The 19,180-nt window shown below is 66.6% G+C and carries 16 protein-coding genes; 10 read left to right on the forward strand and 6 right to left on the reverse strand.

Translation table 11 applies throughout. The features are described from left to right. Window positions 1-26: 26 nt before the first annotated feature. Complete coding sequence (gene sir, locus KUG43_RS09800; protein WP_216909028.1) at window positions 27-1,796, reverse strand: sulfite reductase, ferredoxin dependent; 1,770 nt, start codon at window positions 1,794-1,796, stop codon at window positions 27-29. Window positions 1,797-1,909: 113 nt separating this feature from the next. Between sir and glyS the strand changes: the two genes are divergently transcribed. Further along, the gene (gene glyS / locus KUG43_RS09805) at window positions 1,910-4,075 is read left to right on the forward strand and encodes a glycine--tRNA ligase subunit beta (RefSeq protein ID WP_216908554.1); all 2,166 of its coding nucleotides are present in this window, start codon (window positions 1,910-1,912) and stop codon (window positions 4,073-4,075) included. Window positions 4,076-4,092: 17 nt separating this feature from the next. Here glyS and KUG43_RS09810 read toward each other — a convergent pair whose 3' ends face one another. Genes KUG43_RS09810 through KUG43_RS09820 form a run of 3 tightly spaced genes read right to left on the reverse strand, consistent with a single transcriptional unit; the run spans window position 4,093 to window position 7,006 of the window. Then, window positions 4,093-5,172 carry a type III polyketide synthase gene (locus KUG43_RS09810; RefSeq protein ID WP_216908556.1) on the reverse strand — a complete coding sequence of 360 codons (1,080 nt, stop codon included), beginning with the start codon at window positions 5,170-5,172 and terminating at the stop codon, window positions 4,093-4,095. Further along, window positions 5,163-6,317 (reverse strand): NAD(P)/FAD-dependent oxidoreductase, encoded by a 1,155-nt coding sequence (locus KUG43_RS09815; protein WP_286194607.1) that lies wholly within the window; start codon window positions 6,315-6,317, stop codon window positions 5,163-5,165. The genes KUG43_RS09810 and KUG43_RS09815 overlap by 10 nt, the downstream gene beginning before the upstream one ends. Next, on the reverse strand, window positions 6,314-7,006 hold the full coding sequence (locus KUG43_RS09820) for a methyltransferase domain-containing protein (protein ID WP_286194608.1): 693 nt from the start codon (window positions 7,004-7,006) through the stop codon (window positions 6,314-6,316). The genes KUG43_RS09815 and KUG43_RS09820 overlap by 4 nt, the downstream gene beginning before the upstream one ends. Window positions 7,007-7,216: 210 nt before the next feature. On the opposite strand from KUG43_RS09820, the gene KUG43_RS09825 reads away from it, so the two are divergent. Further along, window positions 7,217-8,536, forward strand: a complete 1,320-nt coding sequence (locus KUG43_RS09825) for a hemolysin family protein (protein WP_216909032.1) — start codon at window positions 7,217-7,219, stop codon at window positions 8,534-8,536. Between the two features lie 8 nt (window positions 8,537-8,544). Here KUG43_RS09825 and chlP read toward each other — a convergent pair whose 3' ends face one another. Further along, entirely contained in the window at window positions 8,545-9,936 is a 1,392-nt protein-coding gene (gene chlP, locus KUG43_RS09830; protein ID WP_216908560.1) for a geranylgeranyl reductase, read from the reverse strand. 161 nt (window positions 9,937-10,097) lie between these two features. Between chlP and KUG43_RS09835 the strand changes: the two genes are divergently transcribed. From KUG43_RS09835 to KUG43_RS09870, 8 genes are all read left to right on the forward strand, one after another. Further along, window positions 10,098-10,811, forward strand: coding sequence for a M15 family metallopeptidase (locus KUG43_RS09835; RefSeq protein WP_216908562.1), 714 nt, complete (start codon window positions 10,098-10,100; stop codon window positions 10,809-10,811). A 309-nt stretch (window positions 10,812-11,120) separates the two neighbouring features. After that, a complete protein-coding gene (gene typA, locus KUG43_RS09840) occupies window positions 11,121-12,929 on the forward strand; it encodes a translational GTPase TypA (protein WP_216908564.1) in 1,809 nt (602 codons plus the stop codon). Further along, window positions 12,926-13,342 (forward strand): DUF309 domain-containing protein, encoded by a 417-nt coding sequence (locus KUG43_RS09845; protein WP_286194609.1) that lies wholly within the window; start codon window positions 12,926-12,928, stop codon window positions 13,340-13,342. Before typA ends, KUG43_RS09845 begins: the two co-directional genes overlap by 4 nt. A gap of 29 nt (window positions 13,343-13,371) precedes the next feature. Continuing rightward, on the forward strand, window positions 13,372-13,845 hold the full coding sequence (lptC, locus tag KUG43_RS09850) for an LPS export ABC transporter periplasmic protein LptC (protein WP_286194610.1): 474 nt from the start codon (window positions 13,372-13,374) through the stop codon (window positions 13,843-13,845). After that, the gene (lptB, locus tag KUG43_RS09855; RefSeq protein WP_216908568.1) at window positions 13,842-14,570 is read left to right on the forward strand and encodes an LPS export ABC transporter ATP-binding protein; all 729 of its coding nucleotides are present in this window, start codon (window positions 13,842-13,844) and stop codon (window positions 14,568-14,570) included. The genes lptC and lptB overlap by 4 nt, the downstream gene beginning before the upstream one ends. Continuing rightward, window positions 14,567-15,787: an LptF/LptG family permease gene (locus KUG43_RS09860; protein ID WP_286194611.1), complete on the forward strand. Its 1,221-nt coding sequence runs from the start codon at window positions 14,567-14,569 to the stop codon at window positions 15,785-15,787. Before lptB ends, KUG43_RS09860 begins: the two co-directional genes overlap by 4 nt. A gap of 54 nt (window positions 15,788-15,841) precedes the next feature. Further along, window positions 15,842-16,753, forward strand: coding sequence for a c-type cytochrome biogenesis protein CcsB (gene ccsB, locus KUG43_RS09865; protein WP_216908570.1), 912 nt, complete (start codon window positions 15,842-15,844; stop codon window positions 16,751-16,753). Window positions 16,754-16,931: 178 nt separating this feature from the next. Continuing rightward, window positions 16,932-17,894: an SGNH/GDSL hydrolase family protein gene (locus KUG43_RS09870; protein WP_216908572.1), complete on the forward strand. Its 963-nt coding sequence runs from the start codon at window positions 16,932-16,934 to the stop codon at window positions 17,892-17,894. A 499-nt stretch (window positions 17,895-18,393) separates the two neighbouring features. Here KUG43_RS09870 and rpe read toward each other — a convergent pair whose 3' ends face one another. Continuing rightward, window positions 18,394-19,077: a ribulose-phosphate 3-epimerase gene (rpe, locus tag KUG43_RS09875; RefSeq protein ID WP_216908574.1), complete on the reverse strand. Its 684-nt coding sequence runs from the start codon at window positions 19,075-19,077 to the stop codon at window positions 18,394-18,396. Window positions 19,078-19,180: the final 103 nt, after the last annotated feature.

A 19,180-nucleotide genomic window follows, 5' to 3' on the forward strand; every position in this document is an offset into this window, starting at 1 on the left:
TTAGGTGGCCTCCAGGGACGGCCTGATCAGGCGGCGGAGAGCAGCTGGCCGACCCGATCGTCACCGAGCCGGTCAATGAAGTCGCCGAAGCGGCTGCGGGCGCCGCCCTCGTCGCGCCAGGCCGTCAGCAGGGGCTCCAGGGTGGCCTCCAGCTTCTCCAGGGGCATCTTCTCCAGGTACGGCCGGGCCAGCCGCGTCAGGCCATGGCTGCCGCCGAGCCACAGCTGGTAGGTGTCCACGGCGCTCCCCACAAGCCCGATCTCCGCCATGTAGGGGCGGGCACAGCCGTTGGGGCAGCCGGTCATGCGCACCAGGAGTGGTTTGCTGATCTCCAGCCGCTCCAGCAGGGCATCGAGGCGAACCAGCACGTCCGGGAGGACCCGTTCGGCTTCGGTGACCGCCAGACCGCAGAGGGGCAGGGCCGGGCAGGCCAGGGCGTGCCGGGCCAGGGCCGGCGGGGCCTCAGGGCTGCTGAGACCCAGCGCCGCCAGCGCCTCACGCACCGACGTCCGCTGGGCGCTGCCGATGTTGCAGAGCAGCAGGTCCTGGTTGGGGGTGAGCCTTACCTCCAGCTGGTAGGTCTCGATCAGGCGGCGCAGGCCACTCTTGAGGTCTCCCTGCAGGCGTCCACAGAGCACGGGCAGACCCACGAACCACAGGCCCGGTGACTGGCGGTGCCAGCCCAGGTAGTCGGTGAGGACAGGGGCCGGTTCGCGGCGCAGTCCCTTGATCGGATGGGGGAAGTAACGGCCCAGTTCGGTCCGGAACCAGTCCACGCCACGGTCGTGGATCAGGTACTTCATCCGGGCGTGGCGGCGCTGTTCCCGGTCGCCGTGGTCGCGCTGCAGGGCCACGATCGCCTGCACCAGTTCCAGCACATGGGCGGCGGCCACGTAGCCGAGGGGATCGGCCGTGCGGGCGAAGGTCTCCTCCTTGTTGTGGGTCCGCCCCATGCCACCGCCCACGTAGACGTTGCAACCCAGGGGTCGGCCGGAGGGATCGCTGAACAGCACCAGGCCGATGTCCTGGGTCAGCAGGTCGACGGAGTTGTCACCGGGGACGGTGACGGCCACCTTGAACTTGCGCGGCAGGTAGGTGGCGCCGTACAGGGGTTCGGCCGTGTCGCCACTGAACACGGCACCGCTCTCCTGCCGCTTGCGCGCCTTCCTCACGGGCCCTTTGGGCTTGATGCGGTAGCTCAGGTCACCGTCGACCCAGAGGTCCAGGTAGGACCCCTCGGCCGCCTGGGGCGCCAGCAGGTCGGCGATCTGATCGGCCAGCAGACGGGCCTCCGGGTAGCCATCGCGCTCGAAGGGGGCGGCCGGGGCCATCACGTTGCGGTTGATGTCGCCACAGGCCGAGAGGGTCGAGCCAAGGGCGCGCACGATGCCGCCGATCACCTCCTTGAGGTCCGTCTTCAGCACGCCGTGCATCTGGAAGGCCTGGCGCGTGGTGATCCGCAGGGTGCCGTTGCCCAGCCGATCGGCGAGGGTATCGAGGGCCAGATACAGGGACGTGGGAATGCGGCCGCCGGGATTGCGCAGCCGCAGCATCATCTGCCAATCCTTTTCGGCCCCCTTGCGACGGTTGTCCCGGTCGTCCTGCTGGTAACTGCCGTGGAACTTGAGGATCTGGACGGCGGGATCGGTGAAGCTGGGCAGCGCGTTGCCCAGTTCGGCAGCCAGCGGATCATGCAGGTGGCCGCTGCCGGCCTTGAGCGCCTCCTGTTTGGTGGGGGGTTTGGCGGGGGATGCCGATGGGAGCGACGTGCTGTCGGCGACCGTCGTCGAGGACATCGGCATGCAGAAGGGTTGTTGGAACGAAACTAGCGAACGGGACGGATCGGTCCGCTGGCGCTGATCGCCATCTCCCTCCTTTGCATACAGTCGCGTCCTGCCCGCCCCCCCGCATGGCCACCTTTCTTCTGGAGATCGGAACCGAGGAACTGCCGGCCGATTTCGTGCGCCTGGCCCAGCCCCAGCTGGAGGCGATTGTGGCCAGGGATCTGCAGGACGCTCGCCTGTCCTGGGACAGCCTCAAGGCCAGCGGCACCCCCCGCCGGCTGGCAGTGACCATCGCCGGATTGCCCGAGCGCCAGCAGGATCTGATCGAAGAGCGCAAGGGGCCCCCGGCCCAGCAGGCGTTCCGCGATGGCCAGCCCACCCCGGCCGCCCTGGGTTTCGCCCGCCGCTGTGGCTGCGACCCCGAGCAACTCGAGATCCGCGACACCGACAAGGGCCCCTTCGTGTTTGCCCGCACCACCGAGGCCGGCCGCTCCGCCGAGGCGGTGCTGGCCAGCTGCATCCCCGGCTGGATCCGCTCCCTGCAGGGACGGCGCTTCATGCGCTGGGGGGACGGTGACGGCCGCTTCAGCCGGCCCCTGCGCTGGCTGGTGGCGCTGCTGGATGGGGCGGTGGTTCCGGTGCAGCTCACCGATGTGGATCCCCCCCTGACCAGCGACCGCCTCAGCCGCGGCCACCGTCTGCACCAAGGCGCGGTGATGATCCCCTCCGCCGGGGCCTACGCCGCGACCCTCGCCGCCGCCGATGTGCAGGTCGACCGCCAGGCCAGGGGCCAGATGATCCGGCGGGAGCTGGAGGCGGCCGCAACGCGGGCGGGGGCCGAGCTGGACCTGCCAGGGGCCCTGTTCGATGAGCTGATCGACCTGGTGGAGTCCCCCCGCCTGATCGAGGGCAGCATCGATGCTGAGTATCTGGCCCTGCCCCCGGAGGTGCTCAGCACGGTGATGCGGTCCCACCAGCGCTACGTGCCCCTGCGTCTCTCGGCGGCCAAGGCTGATCCCCTGGCCCTGGTGGCGGAGGGGGTGCTGCTGCCGCGTTTCCTCTGCATCTCCAACGGCCTCGAGGCCGCCGCCGCCACGATTCGGCGTGGCAACGTGCGGGTGCTGCGGGCGCGGCTGGCGGATGCGGCCTTCTTCCTGGCGGCCGATCGCCGCCAGAGCAGCGCCGAGCGGGTGGAGGCCCTCAACCGGGTCACCTTTGCTGAAGGACTGGGCAGCCTGGCCGATCGCAGCCAACGCCTGGCCTGGCTGGCCGATCTGCTCTGCCGCAGCCTGGAGATCGGCGACGACACCGCCACCGCTGTCCGCCGGGCCGCTCCCTTGTGCAAGCACGATCTGGTCAGCCAGATGGTGGGGGAATTCCCGGAGCTGCAGGGGGTCATGGGAGCCAAGTACCTGCTGGCGGAAGGGGAAACCCGCACCGTGGCCCTGGCGGTGCTGGAGCATTACCAGCCCCGCGGCGCCGGCGATGCCCTGCCGGAGTCGGAGGCTGGGGCGCTGCTGGCCCTGGCGGAGCGCCTGGAGCTGTTGCTCAGCATCTTCGCCAGGGGGGAGAGGCCCAGCGGCTCCTCCGATCCCTATGCCCTGCGCCGTGCCGGCAACGGCCTGCTGCAGATCCTCTGGGATCGGGGCTGGTCGCTCGATCTGGTGGCTGTGATGGCCGCAGCGACGGCCCATTGGCAGGGCCTGTTGCCGGCCCTGGCGATCCAGCCTGCGGCCCTGGCGGCCGACCTGCTCGAGTTCCTGCGCCAGCGCCTCGCCAGCCTGCTGGAGGAGGAGGGCTTCAGCGCCGATCTGGTCCAGGCCGTGGCTGGAGAGAGCGTGTCGCTGGAGCGGCTGCTGCGGGACCCGGCCGATGCCCGGGCCCGGGTGGAGCTGCTGCGGCGCCTGCGGGATGAGGAGCGCCTGCCCCTGGTGCAGGCGGTGGTGCAGCGGGCCTCCCGGCTGGCCGAACAGGCCGATCTGGCCGCCGACCTGCTCAGCCCCGCCGGGGTGGTGGATCCGGCCCTCTTTGCCTCGCCCAGTGAGGCCGCCGTCCTGTCGGTGCTGGAGCGGTTGGCGGTGCATGCCGCCGCCAGCGGCACGGCCCGCTACGACCCCCTCGCCCGCCTGCTGGGGGAGAGCGGCGCCACCCTGTCCGCCTTCTTCGATGGCGACGACAGCGTCATGGTGATGTGCGACGAGCCCGAGGTGCGTCGCAACCGGCTGCGGCTGCTGGCCGTGCTGCGCAACCAGGCCGCGGTGCTCGCCGACTTCGCTCGCCTGGGTGGCTGAGGCGCCTGGGGCCTGGATCACTCCAGCAGGGCCACCTCGATGCACAGGCCGGGTCCGAAGGCCATGGCCAGGCAGGGCCCGGCAGCGCCGCTGCGGCGCAAGCGCTCAAGGATGAACAGCAGCGTCGGGGACGACATGTTGCCGTAGTCCCGCAGCACCGACCGGGACGGTTCGATCAGCTCTGGATCGAGCCCGAGGCCCTTCGTGACGGCGGAGAGGATGCGGGGCCCGCCGGGGTGCACGGCCCAGGAGCCGATGGCGTCGAGGCTGAGCTTGTGGCCGGCCAGCCACCCCTCCAGCCAGGGCCGCAGATGCTCGCCGATCAGATCAGGGACCTGCGGGGAGAGGCCCATGGCGAAGCCGTGGTCCCCGATCCCCCAGGACATGGCGTCCGTGCTGGCCGGCACCAGCAGGGAGCCGCTGGCGATCAACCGACCCAGCGGGGCGATGGCTGGTGTCCCGCTGGCCACCAGGGCAGCGGCGCCATCGGCGAACAGGGCGTTGGCCACGATCCGCTCGGCATCCCAGCCGTACTGGAGATGCAGGCTGCAGAGCTCGACGGCGCACAGCAGCACACAGGCGTCCGGCTCGGCAGCGGTGAAGGCCGCGGCGACCCTCAGTCCATTGAGGGCACCGTGGCAGCCCATGAATCCCACATGGGTCCGGGCCACGCCGGCGTCCAGCGGCAGGGCGGCCATCAAGGCGAGATCCACGCCGGGGGCATGGAAACCGCTGCAGGACACCGTGATCAGATGGGTGACCCGCTCCGCGGGCACCTCGGCCTGGGCCAAGGCCGCCTGGACGGCCCGCAGGGCCAGGGGCGGCGCTTCGCGGGCATAGCGGCGCATCCGCTCCCCGGTGCCGGGGCTGGTGGCTCCGAAGAAGGTCTGCCTGGGGTCGCTGCCGGCGGGCTGGAGCAGCACGCTGTTGCGGCTGGCGACGCCGGAGCGGCGGTGCAGGGTCTCGAGCAGCCGGCGCTGGCCTGGTGAGGGGGTCTGCTGGGGCAGGGCCACCTTGGCGGCAATGGCGGCGGCATCGCCCTGGGCGATGTGCTCGGGGGGCAGGGCCGTGCCCAACCCCTGGATGGTCAGGGACATGGTTCGGGGACCGGCGGATACAGGCTGGTGCCAGCAGAGGGGTGCAGGAAGGGGGCGGCCAGGACCGGCCAGCGCTCCACCGCCGCCAGCAGCCAGTGGCTGAGGCCAGGGCGGCGCAGGGCGAAGGCCAGGCCATGGCAGAGGCGCTGGCGGGATCCGATCAGCTGGCCGTGGCGCCGCACCCATTGCCGCTCCAGCTCCCGGCTCCACTGGCCTTGGCCCTGCAGCACCAACGGCACCACCGCCAGAGCCCCCAGCAGGGCCCAGCCCATGCCCTCACCCGTGAACGGTTCGACATAGCCGGCGGCATCCCCCAGCAGCAGCAATCGCTCGGACGCCGGCGGCCACTGGCGGCCGGTGAGGGCCGGGGTGGCCAGCCAGGCGGCAGCGGCGGCCTCGGGCAAAGGCTCAAACCCCGCCTCCGCCAGCACGCCCGCGGCGGCGAGCGCCGCTCCTCCCGCCGCGATCAGATGGCCCCGTTCAAAGGCCGCCGCCAGGTTGAGGTCGCCGGCTTCGGTGCGCACCAGCCCGACATAGCCATGCCGGCCGATCGCCATGTGGATCGTGCCCGGGGCATAGCCGCTGGCCTGGGCCTCGACGCGGCAGCCGGCACCGACCCTGGAGTGCGCCTGGACCTGGCTGCGGATCGGGATGGCAGGGGTCAGGCCCGGGCTGCCCAGCCCGGTGGCCACCAGCACCACCCGGGCGCTGGTGGTGACAGGCGCGCCGCCGCTGCGCAGGTGCACCTGCCGGCCGCCAGGGCAGGGACCGGCCACCGTGGCCTCGGTGTCCATCCGCACCACCGTGCCTGCCGCCTCCGCGGCTTCGCACAGGGCCAGATCGAGGCAGCCCCGGGAGAGGGAGCGACCCAGGGGCCGTTCCAGTTCCAGCTGATGCTGTTGCAGGCCCAGACGCAGCCGCACCAGGGGCACACCGCCGAGGCCTTCCACCAGGTCGGAGAGGCCGACCTGCGCCAACGCCCCGAGGGCCACCCCGTTGAGACAGGTGCCGCACACCTTCCAACGGGGGAAGGTCCGCTTCTCCACCAGCAGCACCCGCAGCTGCTGTCTGGCCAGCTGGTGGGCCGCCAGGGCTCCGGCAGGCCCGGCCCCGATCACGATCACATCCCACTCCGGAGAGATCATGGCGCCGCAACCCAGCCGACAGGACGGTGCCAGCTGAGCAGGTAGCGCTCGGGCCAGCTGCGCTGAATGGTGGCGCCGCCGAGGCCGGCCCGTGCCGCCAGATCCAGCGCTTCGTCCATCCGGAAGGCACCTTGCACCGAAACGGGCCCATCGAAATGCACGATCGCTGAGCGGCTCAGCAGGCGACAACCCACCCAGGCCAGCCCATAGCCCAGGGGACTGCGGATCAGGTCGTTCACCAGCACCAGATGGCGGCAGCTCCGGCCCAGGCGGCGCAGCAGTTCGACGGCGTCAGCGTCGTCGAGGTGATGCAGAAACAGACTGCAGACCATGACGTCGTAGTCCGCAGGCAGGGGATCCACCAGCACGTCAGCCTGGAAGAAGGTTCCGGCCATGATCCCGCCGGCGCCATGGCGGCTGGCGATGGCCACCGCCTGCGGGCTCCGGTCGCAACCGTCGATCACAACGGCCAGTCCCTGCTTTCGGCAGCGTTCCGCCAGGGCGATGGTGTTGTCACCGCCACCACAGGCCACATCCAGAACCCGCAGAGGACGGGAGCGGTTCAGGGCGACGGCCAGAGCCTGGATCGGCGTGAACAGGGAGCCCACAGCACCGCTGACGGCGTTGATGCGGCGCAGCCCCTGGAGGGCCTGATCATGGGCAGCGGCGTCGAGGCCGCCCTGATCCATCCACTCAGGCTGTCGGTTTCGCTCGCCCAGGGGCTGCCATTGCATCGGGGAAGGTCGCTGGGGGGATGGCCGTGTGTGGCCCAGATCGGCTGGAAGGGGGGCTGAGGACCTCTTGGGAGAAGGGGCTCCTGGCCAGAAGCTTCAACCGTCGTCCCCTAACTTGTCCTTTCGATCCGTTTGCCGGCCGAGGGGCCATCACTGGACTTGCCGATGCTGTTCGATGGCGTTCTGATTGTCCTTCTGATTCTGATCAACGGGATCTTTTCCGGTTCGGAGCTGGCCATGATGTCGGCTCGGCGACTGCGCCTCGAGCACCAGGCGGAAGCTGGCGACCCGAAGGCGGATGTGGCTCTGAAACTAATCCGATCGCCCAACGATTTCCTCTCGACGGTGCAGATCGGCATCACATTGATCGGCATCCTCAGTGGCGCCCTGGGCGGTTCACGGGTGGCCGAGGCGCTGCGGCCGCTGTTGGAGGCGGTGCCCCCGTTGCGGGCCTGGGCCGAACCTCTGGCCCTGGGAATCGTGGTGACGTTGATCACCTTTCTTTCCCTGGTGCTGGGGGAGCTGGTCCCCAAGCGCATCGCCCTGAGTGATCCGGAGCGCATCGCCTGCCTGGTGGCACCGCCCATGCGGACCCTGTCGCGCTGGATGGCCCCCCTGGCCCACCTGCTCGGCTCCTCCACCGATCGGTTGCTCAGCCTGATAGGCATCGGCGAGACCGGCGAGCCGGAGATCACCGAAGACGAGATCCGGACCCTGCTGCGCAGGGGAACGGAATCAGGCCTGTTCGACGTGGCGGAACACGCCATGGTGGAGCGGGTGTTTCGCCTGGCCGATCGGCCCGTCAAGGCGATCATGACCCCCCGCACCGACATCTGCTGGCTGGATCTGTCCGAGTCCCCCCAGTCCCATCTGGAACGGGTGATGGCGGTGAATCACTCCCTGTTTCCGGTGGCGCGCGACAGCCTCGACGCCTGTGTGGGTGTTGTGCGAGGGCGCACCTTTCTGGCCGCCCAGCTGTGTGAGGGCCCGCGGAACATTGAGGCCTTCCTGCAGCCGCCGCTGTACGTGGGCGAGAGCACCAGGGCCCTGAAGCTGATCGAACAATTCAGAACCAGCGGTGTGCACATCGCCCTGGTGACCGATGAATTCGGCGGCATCGAGGGATTGGTGACCCTCAACGACATGATGGCGGCGATCGTCGGCGATCTTTCCGCCGCCAGAGACAAGGAAGACCCGATGGTGGTCGTTCGCCAGGATGGATCCTGGTTGCTGGATGGTGCCCTCGACATCGCCGACTTCAAGGACCTGGTGCAGAAAGGCCATCTGCCCGAAGAGGTCCGCGGCGGCTACCAGACCCTGGGTGGCTTTGTGATGCACCATCTCGAGCACATTCCCAGCTCCGGTGAGGTCTTTGAATGGGAAGACCTGCGCATTGAGGTGGTGGACATGGATGGCAACCGGGTCGATAAGCTCCTGGTCAGCCGCCTCGAAGCAGCCTCAGACCAACCCGAAGGGCTGGCCTGAGGACCGGATCACTTGGCCACCAGTTCCGGTTCCTTGGCGGAATCGCTTCCAGCCTGGGAATCCACCGACGCCGTGGTGGCATGAACGCCTGCAGGCTTCATCGAGGAACGCGGCTCTGCGGCCATGAAAATCGCTTCCGCCTCCTCGGCTGAGCGCACGGCGCTGGGCACGGGCTTGTAGCCGGCCGGGGCCAGGGCCTGGCCCCGCAGCACCGCACCCAGGGTGAGCACGGTCAGCTTGATCTGCTGCCAGGGGTTCATCGCCACCACCCGCTTGTAGAGGTAGCTGTCGAAGGTGAGGCGCTGGACATCCTTGTCGTCGCACATCTCGACGAAGGCTTCGCGGGCCGCATCGTTGCTGTAGAAAATGTTCTGCAGCAGCTCCAGCACCTTGTAGGTGGCGCCGTACTTGCGGTCCCACTTGCGGATGTAGACCTTCAGATCCTTCTCGCTGGGGATGCGGCTGCCGGAAGCGCTGGCCGCCACGATCTCCTCGGCACACATCCGGCCACTCTTGGCGGCGAAGTAGATGCCTTCGCCGGAGCTCTTGGTGACGTAACCGGCGGCGTCCCCCACCAGGGCCATGCGACCCACCACGCGCCGGGGGCGGGGATGCTCGGGAATCGGGTGCGCTTCCACCTTGATCACCTCGCCGCGCAGCAGCCGGCGGCTGGCCCGGGCGCGAATGCCCTTCTGCAGGCCCTTGATCAGCGACTGGTTGGCCTGCATCGTGCCGGTGCCCACCGCCACGTGGTCGTACTTGGGGAAGACCCAGGCGTAGAAATCAGGCGACACATCAGTGCCGACGTACATCTCCGCCAGATCCTCGTAGTAGGCCATCTCCTCGGCGGGGAGGCGGATGCGCTCCTGGAAGGCGATCGCCACGTTGTAGTCGCCGGCATCCATGGCCTTGGCCACCCGGCTGTTGGCGCCATCAGCGCCGACGATCAGGTCGACCTCAAGGGTCTTCAGCTCGCCGGTGGGGCCTCCGGAGGAATAGTCGGCGTAATGGAGGGTGTAGGGGCCCTGGCGCTGGCTGCCGGTGTCGATGCTCTGCACCAGGCCGTTGACCAGCTGGGCACCGACGTCGGCGGCCCGGTTGCGCAGGTAGCCGTCGAGCACTTCCCGACGGCACATGCCGATGTACTCGTTGCTGTTCTCCAGGTGGATGTCCACCTCCCTGTTGGAGGGGGAGATCATCCGCATGTTCCGCACCTTGCGGTCGATGATGGATTCGGGCAGGTCGAACTCCTCCACCATGCAGAGGGGGATCGCGCCGCCACAGGGTTTGGCATTGTCGAGCTTGCGCTCGAACAGCCAGGTCTGGATGCCTGCCTTGGCGAGAACTTCCGCAGCACAGGAACCGCTGGGGCCGCCGCCCACGACTGCCACTCGCAACATCTTGAAACCTGCTCTGCCATTGGGATGTGGCCAGGAAGCTAACACCGCTGGGCCGGCATCGGTCCGGTAGAAAAACCACTGAAATGAGCCTCCACTTAGGATCGTCTCCGGCTTGCAGCTGAGGGAATGGCCGCCCAGCGCTTTGGTGATGCCCTACGGCGATGACCCTCGGTGATGACATTCCGCTGGCCAGGCGCACGATGCCCCGCCCCCGCCGGCAGGCCTCCCTGCCCCGGCGTCTGGCCCAGGTCCTGCTCAGCGGTGCCCTGCTGGCCGGTGCTGCCGTGCTGCTGCTGGTCGGCCCGCTCCGCAACCTGATCACCCCTGTGCCCGTGCCGGGTCTGGCCGCCCGGCTCGGGGCAGACGGACGTTTGCTCGGCCATTTCCCCTACCCCGAAGCCAGGCCCGAAGACCTGGTGGCGATCGCCCCGGGTCTGCTGTTGCGGCCGGAGGCGGCCCGTTCCCTGGAAGCCATGCGGGCGGCGGCTGAGGCTGACGGCATCGCCCTCACGGTCCTGAGCGCCTATCGCGGCGTCGAGCTGCAGAAACAGCTGTTCTTTGATGTCAAGGCCGAGCGCAACCAGACCTCCGCCGATCGGGCCCGGGTGAGTGCCCCACCGGGCTTCTCGGAGCACAGCACGGGTTATGCGGTCGACCTGGGCGACGGCCGTCTGCCGGCCTCCAATCTGATGGAGAGCTTTGAGAGCACCGACGCCTACCGCTGGCTCGATCGCCATGCCGCCCGCTTTCACTTCGTGCGCTCCTTTCCGAAGGGCAACCGCCAGGGGGTGATCTATGAACCCTGGCACTGGCGCTTTGAAGGATCCACCGAAGCCCTGGAGATGTTTGAGCCGGCCCAGCGGCTGGCGCGTTGATCCGGGGGGTTCGGAGACCCGCCGCCTGTGGTCCTGGAGGGGGTGGGAGTAGGATCAAGATTCGCTTCAACGTTCGCCACTTGTCCATTCGGGCCGGCGCGGCAGGGTTTCACCGAAATCCCTGACGAAGCGTCAGAGCGCCGGTTGGCCCCATCAACAGCGGCCCGTTTTCAGCGGCCCCTTTTTCTGGCTCGTTGGCAGCGACATGTCTTCTTCGTCTCGCCATCAACGTCTCGTTTCCCTGGAAACGACCACCGTCGATTCGATTCCGTTGAATCCTTTCCCCTTACTTCGCAGGACGACATCCCCATGAGCGGCGAGATCAAAGGCGCCCCGATACGCAATATCGCGATCATTGCCCACGTTGACCACGGCAAAACCACATTGGTGGATGCTCTGCTTGAGCAGTCCGGCATCTTCCGCGAAGGCGAAGCGGTGCCCACGTGCGTGATGGACTCCAACGACCTGGAGCGGGAGCGGGGGATCACGATTCTCTCCAAGAACACGGCCGTGGATTACAACGGCATTCGCATCAACATCGTCGACACCCCCGGTCACTCTGATTTCGGCGGTGAGGTGGAGCGGGTGCTCGGCATGGTCGACGGCTGTCTGCTGATCGTGGACGCCAATGAAGGCCCCATGCCCCAGACCCGTTTCGTGCTCAAGAAGGCCCTGGAGAAAGGGCTGAGGCCAATCGTGTTCGTCAACAAGATTGACCGGGCCCGGGTGGACCCTGAGCAGGCCGTCGACAAGGTTCTCGACCTGTTCCTGGAGCTCGGCGCCGACGACGACCAGTGCGATTTCACCTACCTGTTCGGTAGCGGCATGGCCGGCTATGCCAAGCCCGACATGGCCACGGAAAGCGACACCATGAAGCCGCTGTTCGATGCCATCCTGCGGCATGTTCCGCCGCCGGTGGGAGATCCCGCCAAGCCCCTGCAGCTGCAGGTGACCACCCTCGATTACTCCGATTTCCTGGGTCGGATCATGATCGGCCGGGTGCACAACGGCACCATCGTCGGTGGCCAGAGTGTCGCCCTGATCCGCGATGACGGCAGCATCAAGCGCGGCCGTATCAGCAAGCTGCTGGGCTTCCAGGGGCTGCAGCGGGTGGAGATTCCCGAAGCCCGGGCCGGAGATCTGGTGGCCGTGGCCGGTTTCGATGAGGTCAACATCGGCGAGACGATCGCCTGTCCCGATCACCCCGAAGCCCTGCCGCTGATCAAGGTGGACGAACCCACCCTGCAGATGACCTTCGTGGTCAACGACTCGCCGTTCGCCGGCAAGGAGGGCAAATTCGTCACCAGCCGTCAGCTGCGTGATCGCCTGCAGCGGGAACTGCTCACCAACGTGGCCCTGCGGGTCGAGGACACCGACTCCCCCGACCGTTTCTCCGTCTGTGGACGGGGCGAACTGCACCTCGGCATCCTGATCGAGACGATGCGCCGCGAGGGCTTCGAGTTCCAGGTGTCCCAGCCCCAGGTGATCTTCCGCACCATCGACGGCACGCCCCACGAGCCGTTCGAGACCCTGGTGATGGATGTGCCCGAGGAAGCGGTGGGCAGCTGCATCGAGAAGCTCGGCATGCGCAAGGGCGAGATGCAGAACATGGAGGCCACCAGCGATGGGCGCACCCAGCTGGAGTTCGTGGTGCCATCCCGGGGCCTGATCGGCTTCCGCGGCGAGTTCATCAGGGCCAGCCGTGGCGAGGGCATCATGAGCCACTCCTTCCTCGATTACCGCCCCATGCAGGGGGACTTCGACGCCCGCCGCAATGGCGTCTTGATCGCCTTCGAGGAAGGCACCGCCACCTTCTATGCCCTCAAGGGTGCCGAAGATCGCGGCCAGTTCTTCATCACCCCCGGCACCAAGGTGTACAAGGGGATGATCGTCGGCGAGCACAACCGTCCGCCCGATCTGGAACTGAACGTCTGCAAGGCCAAGCAGGTCACCAACATCCGCTCAGCCGGTGCCGAAGTTCTCGACACCCTGCAGTCCCCGATCCAGATGACGCTGGAGCGGGCCCTGGAGTACATCGGCCCCGACGAGATGCTCGAAGTCACACCCGAGTCGATCCGGCTGCGCAAGCTGCCGGTGAAGAAGCCCGCCAAGCGTTGAGCGGCGGTCCTGGTCCCGCCGATGAGGAAACCCTGCTGCAGGCCGATCCCCGCCTGCAGCAGGCGGTGGCGGACTTCAACGCCGCCGACTGGTATGCCTGCCACGACGGCTTCGAGGCGCTGTGGCACGAGACCCAGGGACCCATGCGTCCGGTGCTGCAGGGCCTGCTGCAGATCGCTGTGGCCGAACTCCACCTGGAAAGGGACAACCGACGCGGTGCCACGGTGCTGATGGGCGAAGGACTCGGGCGGCTGCGCCGCTGCGACGATGAAGCCCTTGGTCTGGCCCTGGCTCCCGTGCGTCAACGGGCCGCCGCACGCTTCAACGCCCTGCAGCAGCAGTCCGATCTCGGTTCCCTGCCCCTGCCGCGGCTGGAACTGGCGCGAGCGGCGGGCACGTCGCCGGTACATTGAGCACACTCAAGGCCTCAACGATTTCCACCTTGACCCTGCCCCCACGCCCCCTGTTGTTCGTGCTCGCCGCAGGGCTTGCCGCCGCCGCCCTGCAGGTGATTCCGCCGCGCCCAGTTGCGGCTCAGGCACCAGCAGAAACGGCCCAGGCCCCCAGGGCGAAAACAGCCGCCACGGGCATGGTCACGATCGAATCCGACAAGCAGCAGGCCGACAACCAGAACGGCATCGTCACTGCCACGGGCAACGTGCGCATCGTCTATGCCGACCGCGGCATGACGGCCACCTCGCGCCAGGCCCAGTACTTCACCAATGAAGGGCGCCTGGTGCTCACCGGCGATGTTGACGTGATCGACACCGATGGCCAGCGCCTGCGCGCGGAACGGCTGGTGTATCTGTTGGACAGCGAGCGCATGGTGGCGGAACCGCCGGCCGGCAAGCAGGTCTTCAGCAAGTTCCGCCTGCAGCAGCAGGGGAGTGGCAAGCCTGCCATCACCAAGCCGTGAGCCTGGTACTGGAGAGGGTGGCCATCACCCTCGCAGGCCGTCCCTTGGTGAGCGATGTGAGCCTCGACCTCCATCCCGGTGAGGTGGTGGGGCTCCTGGGGCCGAACGGGGCCGGCAAGACCACCACCTTCAACCTGATCACCGGACTGCTGAGGCCCGATTGCGGCGAGGTGCTGTTGGACGGGGACTCCGTCGCCCATCTGCCGATGCCTCGCCGCGCCAGGCTGGGCATCGGCTACCTCCCCCAGGAGGCGAGCGTGTTTCGCCAGCTCAGTGTCCGCGACAACCTGATGCTGGCCCTCCAGGAGAGCGGTTCCGATCCGGCCGGTCGTCGCCAGCGGCTCGAGCAGCTGATCAACGACTTCCATCTGGGCAGCTTTCAGTACCGGCGTGGCTTCCAGCTCTCCGGTGGCGAACGGCGCCGTTGCGAAGTGGCCCGGGCTCTGGCCGTGGGGAACCAGGGTCCCCGCTACCTGCTGCTCGATGAACCCTTCGCCGGGGTGGATCCCATGGCCGTGGCCGACCTCCAGACCCTGATCGACAGCCTGCGCCATCGTCAGATGGGTGTGCTGATCACGGATCACAACGTTCGGGAGACCCTGGCGATCACCGACCGGGCTTACATCCTGGCCGATGGCAAGATCCTGGCGTCCGGAGCTTCCCTGTCGGTGGCCAATGATCCCCTGGTCAGGCGTCACTATCTCGGCGAGGGCTTCCAGCTTTGAAAGGAGCCCTGCTGGAAAGGCGCCCCACCTGGCTGCAGCTGCCCAGCCGTGAACGGCTGCGGAACTGGAAGCGAACCCCCCGCTGGCGGGATTTGCCCCTGCTGGATCGCTGGCTGCTGCAGGAACAGTTGGGGCCCCTGCTGTTCGGCATCGCCGCCTTCACCGCCGTCTCCCTGTCGGTGGGTGCCGTGTTCGAACTGGTGCGGCGGGTTGCCGAGTCCGGCCTGCCTGTGCTGGCGGCGGTGAAGGTGCTGGTGCTGCGGCTGCCCTCCTTCCTGGTGCTCTCTTTCCCAATGGCCACATTGATGGCCACCCTGCTCGCCTACAGCCGTCTGTCGGGGAGCAGCGAACTGACCGCCCTGCGCAGCGTGGGCGTGAGCACCCGTCGCATGGTGCTGCCGGCGATGGCCCTGGCCCTGGTGATGTCCCTGCTCACCTTTGTGTTCAACGACGCGATCGTGCCGCGGGCGAATCTGGAGGCCACCAACAGCCTGGAGCGAGCTCTGGGCAAGGCCATCGCCACCGAGCAGAGCGACAACGCCCTGTATTCCCGCTTCACCGACGTCAAGCTGGCGAACGGAGAATCGGTCAAGTGGCTGACCCACATCTTCCACGCCCGCCAATTCCGCAAGGGGGTGATGCTCGACGTCACCCTGCTCGACTTTTCCCGCCACGGCTACCGGCAGATGCTCACCGCCCTCACGGGCAAGTGGAATGAGGAGCAGGGCATGTGGGAGTTCAACAAGGGCCGCATCACCAACATCGATGTGGCCAGCGGCACCACCACCTCCGCCAGCTTCGATCGCTACCTCTATCCGTTCACCCGTGATCCGATCGAAGTCGCCCAGCTGCCCACCGATGCCAGCACCATGACCGTGGGGCAGGCGCTCACGGCAGAAAGGCTGCTGCTGGAAGCCAACAACACCAAGGAGGCGCGCCGGTTGCGGGTGCGCATCCAGGAGAAATTCGCCTTCCCGGCCATCTGCCTGGTGTTCGGGCTGATCGGCAGCAGCCTGGGGGTTCGTCCCAACTCGCGCACCAGTCGCAGCCAGGGTTTCGGCATCAGTGTGCTGCTGATTTTCGGCTATTACCTGATGTCCTTCATCTTCAGCTCCCTGGGCATCACCGGCACCCTGATGCCCTTCCTGGCGGCCTGGTTGCCGGTGATCATCGGCCTGGCCGGCGGGCTCTGGTTGCTGCGTCAGGCCAGCCGCTGAGTCCCCAGCCGCCGGACGACACGGCAGAGTGGATCGGTTTCGCTGCGCTCCTTGGTGAACGATCCGGTCATCGGTCTTGGTCTGGCGGCCTTCGCCCTGCTGCTGCTGGTCCTGCCCATCGCCTTCTGGTCCGTCAGCGGCGGCCAAAGCAACCCGGTGGTGAGGATCCTGGTGGCTTCGGCCAACCTCTGCCTCACGGCCCAGCTGGTGCTGCGCTGGTGGGAATCGGGCCACTTCCCGATCAGCAACCTCTACGAATCCCTTTGTTTCCTGGCCTGGGCCTGCACCCTCACCCAGCTGCTGGTGGAGCGCAGCTGGCCCAACCCCCTGGTGGCGGCGGCAGCTACGCCGATGGGCCTGGGCTGTGTGGCCTTCGCCAGTTTTGCCCTTCCCGATCGCCTTCAGGAAGCCTCACCCCTGGTGCCGGCCCTGCGTTCCAGCTGGCTGGTGATGCACGTCAGCGTGATCATGGTGAGCTATGCGGCCCTGCTGGTGGGCTCCCTGCTGTCGGTGGCCGTGCTGTTCGTCGACCGCAACCAGGACCTGGAGCTGCGCGGCAGCTCGATCGGCAGTGGCGGCTACCGTCAGGCCCAGCTGGCCAACGACGGCCCCGGCGCCATGGCCCTCAGCAGCAGCAGCTTCCGCATCAGTGAACAGCTCGACAGCCTCAGCTACCGCACGATCACGGTGGGTTTCCTGCTGCTGTCCGTCGGTCTGGTGAGTGGGGCGGTCTGGGCGAATGAGGCCTGGGGCAGCTGGTGGAGCTGGGACCCCAAGGAAACCTGGGCCCTGATCTGCTGGCTGGTGTACGCGGCCTATCTGCACACCCGCCTGATCCGGGGCTGGCAGGGCCGTCGTCCGGCGCTCGTGGCCTCCGCTGGCCTGGTGGTGATCGCCGTCTGCTACATCGGCGTGAATCTGCTCGGCATCGGCCTGCACAGCTACGGCTGGTTCCTGGGCAGCTGAGCGGAATTCTCATTGCCAAGAAGGACGCAGCACACGAGGGCAAGGCTGCGAAGCAAGCTTGGCACTTCGTGAGCCTGGAGTCACACTATGCTCATTCGGATTTCACCAAGTCCACCCCGCCCAATCAGGGCAAAGCGACACTTTCTCCTTATTTTAATTTATATGTGATTAAGCATCGATGCTGATTTATGCTGGTGATAGTTTACTTGATACTGGAAACCTATTAGAGGTCACAAGCCTCGGAAAACGTTTTGCCGAGGCTCTCGGCATTCCTGTTTCCGACTTTTCCGTGAGCAACGCACCGGAAGAGGAGATTGACCTCTACTTCACGGAACTCTTCTCAGGTGTATTTCCTGGTGTTAATCTTGACAACTCAGACTACACAGATGAGCTCGTCAACTTTTCCGTTTCAGCGGCTACCACTGGCAGCTTTGGGTCCAGCAGAGTCACCCTGCCGAACGGAACAAACCTGAGTGCGCTACCCGTCGGACTGCTGTCCCAGGCGGACTATCTGCTGACAAGTTTTCAATTCAATCCTGGCTTCCAAAACAGCTACAATGGATCCGACCTATTCTTGAGCGGTGGTGGGAATGACATCTTTGGCTTTCTTGATCGTGATGCCACAGATGCTCAATTGTTGAACCCTGAAATCCTCAGCGCCCTGCTGAGCCCCAATGCTGTGGATGACAAGCAGCTGATTGACAGCATTACGGGGACCGTAGTGGGCAATCTCAAGAGTGTGGTCGACAAGGTCTCTGCGTGGGTGGATGACATTGCCATCCTTGGGCCGCCGAAAGTCGCCGAGACACCCTTCCTGCTCGGAGTCGCTGAAGCTCTCAACAGCCAGTCACGAGGCCTGGGAAATCAATACACCATGTTCGTCAATAAAGTTTCAACTTCGATCAACGAGCAGTTGAGGAAAGACTTCAAGGGAGGTTACAAAGGAAAAGATATTCTCGTCATTGATGGCGAAAGACTCTTTGGCACTGTCATCACCCAGAAATACACCAAATTTTCCAGTATCGCATCATACCAACAGGCCTATTTTCAGGATCCAGTACATCCCAATGACGCCAGCAGCATTCTAGGGGCCGCCTATCTCGCCGATCTAACCACCAACTATTTCGGTGAATTCGGCTGACCAACCAGGCCCTCTGACTGACAGAATGATGCTGCTTCGGTCGGGCAAGTGATCATCCTGCTGCTATGGCAGAGAAAACAGCTCCGTTATCCCCATGCCTGATGCCTTTCAAGCCATCCCGAGAGCGCAGCTGCCGGGAACGGAAGTGCGTGGCACAGGGGAAGGGGCAGGGTGCCTGACTTCGCGGCCATGGTTGATTTGCTTCCAATGGCCGGCAGGCTCCAGAGAATGGCCGATCCCCTTGGTGTCGCGGCTGGTCCGACATACACCGGATTCGGACTGACCAGCTTTCCGAGGTTACTGGCCCTGGCCAAGGGAAGATCTGGTTGGGAGTGAAACACTGCGGCTTCCTCGCGGCTGACGATGGCATCGAGAGAACCGTCAGTCCTGCCCTGCGGAACCCTATGAGTCGGTGCCATGACAGGACGATCACAGCCCGGTCGGTGGGCTGCTTCAAACAGATCCTGGTCCCTGGGACATCCCAGGGACCAGGATGGGGTCACACCAGCGCCGGTTCGGGGCGGCGGCTGTTGCGGATGCCGGTGATGGCCTCGGCGTAGTCGGCGTGGCCGAAGACACCGGAGCCGCTGACGATGGCGTTGGCGCCGGCCTCGATCACCTGCCAGGCATTGCTGCCCTTGACGCCACCATCCACTTCGATCCAGGGATCAAGGCCGCGCTCGTCGCAGAGCCGGCGCAGCTGGCGGATCTTCTCCACCTGGGAGGGGATGAAGCTCTGGCCGCCGAAGCCGGGGTTGACGCTCATGATCAGCACCAGATCACAGAGCTCCAGGCAATACTCGAGGGTGTCGAGGGGGGTGCTGGGGTTGAGCACGGCGCCGGCCATCTTGCCCAGGTCCTTGATCTGGCTGAGGTTGCGGTGCAGGTGCGGGCAGGCCTCCACCTGGACGCTGATGATGTCGGCGCCGGCCTTGGCGAAATCAGCCACATAGCGTTCGGGTTCGACGATCATCAGATGAACGTCCAGAGGCTTGGTCGTCACCGGCCGCAGGGCCTCGACGATCAGGGGGCCGATGGTGATGTTGGGCACGAAGCGGCCGTCCATCACATCCACATGGATCCAGTCGGCACCGGCGGCGTCCACGGCCCGCACGTCGTCACCGAGGCGGGAGAAGTCGGCGGAGAGGATCGACGGGGAGATCACCAGGGGCTTGGTGCTCATGGACAGCCACCGCAGCGGAAGAATGAAGGGATTGTAAGGAGCGGCCCACCTTGGGGCTTCCGAGGGGCTCCCGGGGGCCTCCCGGGCGCGCTGATACGATGGC

This window comes from Synechococcus sp. CCY 0621 (genome assembly GCF_019038465.1).
Classification (GTDB): Bacteria; Cyanobacteriota; Cyanobacteriia; order PCC-6307; family Cyanobiaceae; genus Cyanobium.

Excerpts from the sequence above, each read along its gene's own strand:
- sir (WP_216909028.1), bottom strand. The coding sequence starts at position 1,796 with ATGTCCTCGACGACGGTCGCCGACAGCACGTCGCTCCCATCGGCATCC.
- glyS (WP_216908554.1), top strand. The coding sequence starts at position 1,910 with ATGGCCACCTTTCTTCTGGAGATCGGAACCGAGGAACTGCCGGCCGAT.
- KUG43_RS09810 (WP_216908556.1), bottom strand. The coding sequence starts at position 5,172 with ATGTCCCTGACCATCCAGGGGTTGGGCACGGCCCTGCCCCCCGAGCAC.
- KUG43_RS09815 (WP_286194607.1), bottom strand. The coding sequence starts at position 6,317 with ATGATCTCTCCGGAGTGGGATGTGATCGTGATCGGGGCCGGGCCTGCC.
- KUG43_RS09820 (WP_286194608.1), bottom strand. The coding sequence starts at position 7,006 with ATGGATCAGGGCGGCCTCGACGCCGCTGCCCATGATCAGGCCCTCCAG.
- KUG43_RS09825 (WP_216909032.1), top strand. The coding sequence starts at position 7,217 with ATGCTGTTCGATGGCGTTCTGATTGTCCTTCTGATTCTGATCAACGGG.
- chlP (WP_216908560.1), bottom strand. The coding sequence starts at position 9,936 with ATGTTGCGAGTGGCAGTCGTGGGCGGCGGCCCCAGCGGTTCCTGTGCT.
- KUG43_RS09835 (WP_216908562.1), top strand. The coding sequence starts at position 10,098 with ATGACCCTCGGTGATGACATTCCGCTGGCCAGGCGCACGATGCCCCGC.
- typA (WP_216908564.1), top strand. The coding sequence starts at position 11,121 with ATGAGCGGCGAGATCAAAGGCGCCCCGATACGCAATATCGCGATCATT.
- KUG43_RS09870 (WP_216908572.1), top strand. The coding sequence starts at position 16,932 with ATGCTGATTTATGCTGGTGATAGTTTACTTGATACTGGAAACCTATTA.
- rpe (WP_216908574.1), bottom strand. The coding sequence starts at position 19,077 with ATGAGCACCAAGCCCCTGGTGATCTCCCCGTCGATCCTCTCCGCCGAC.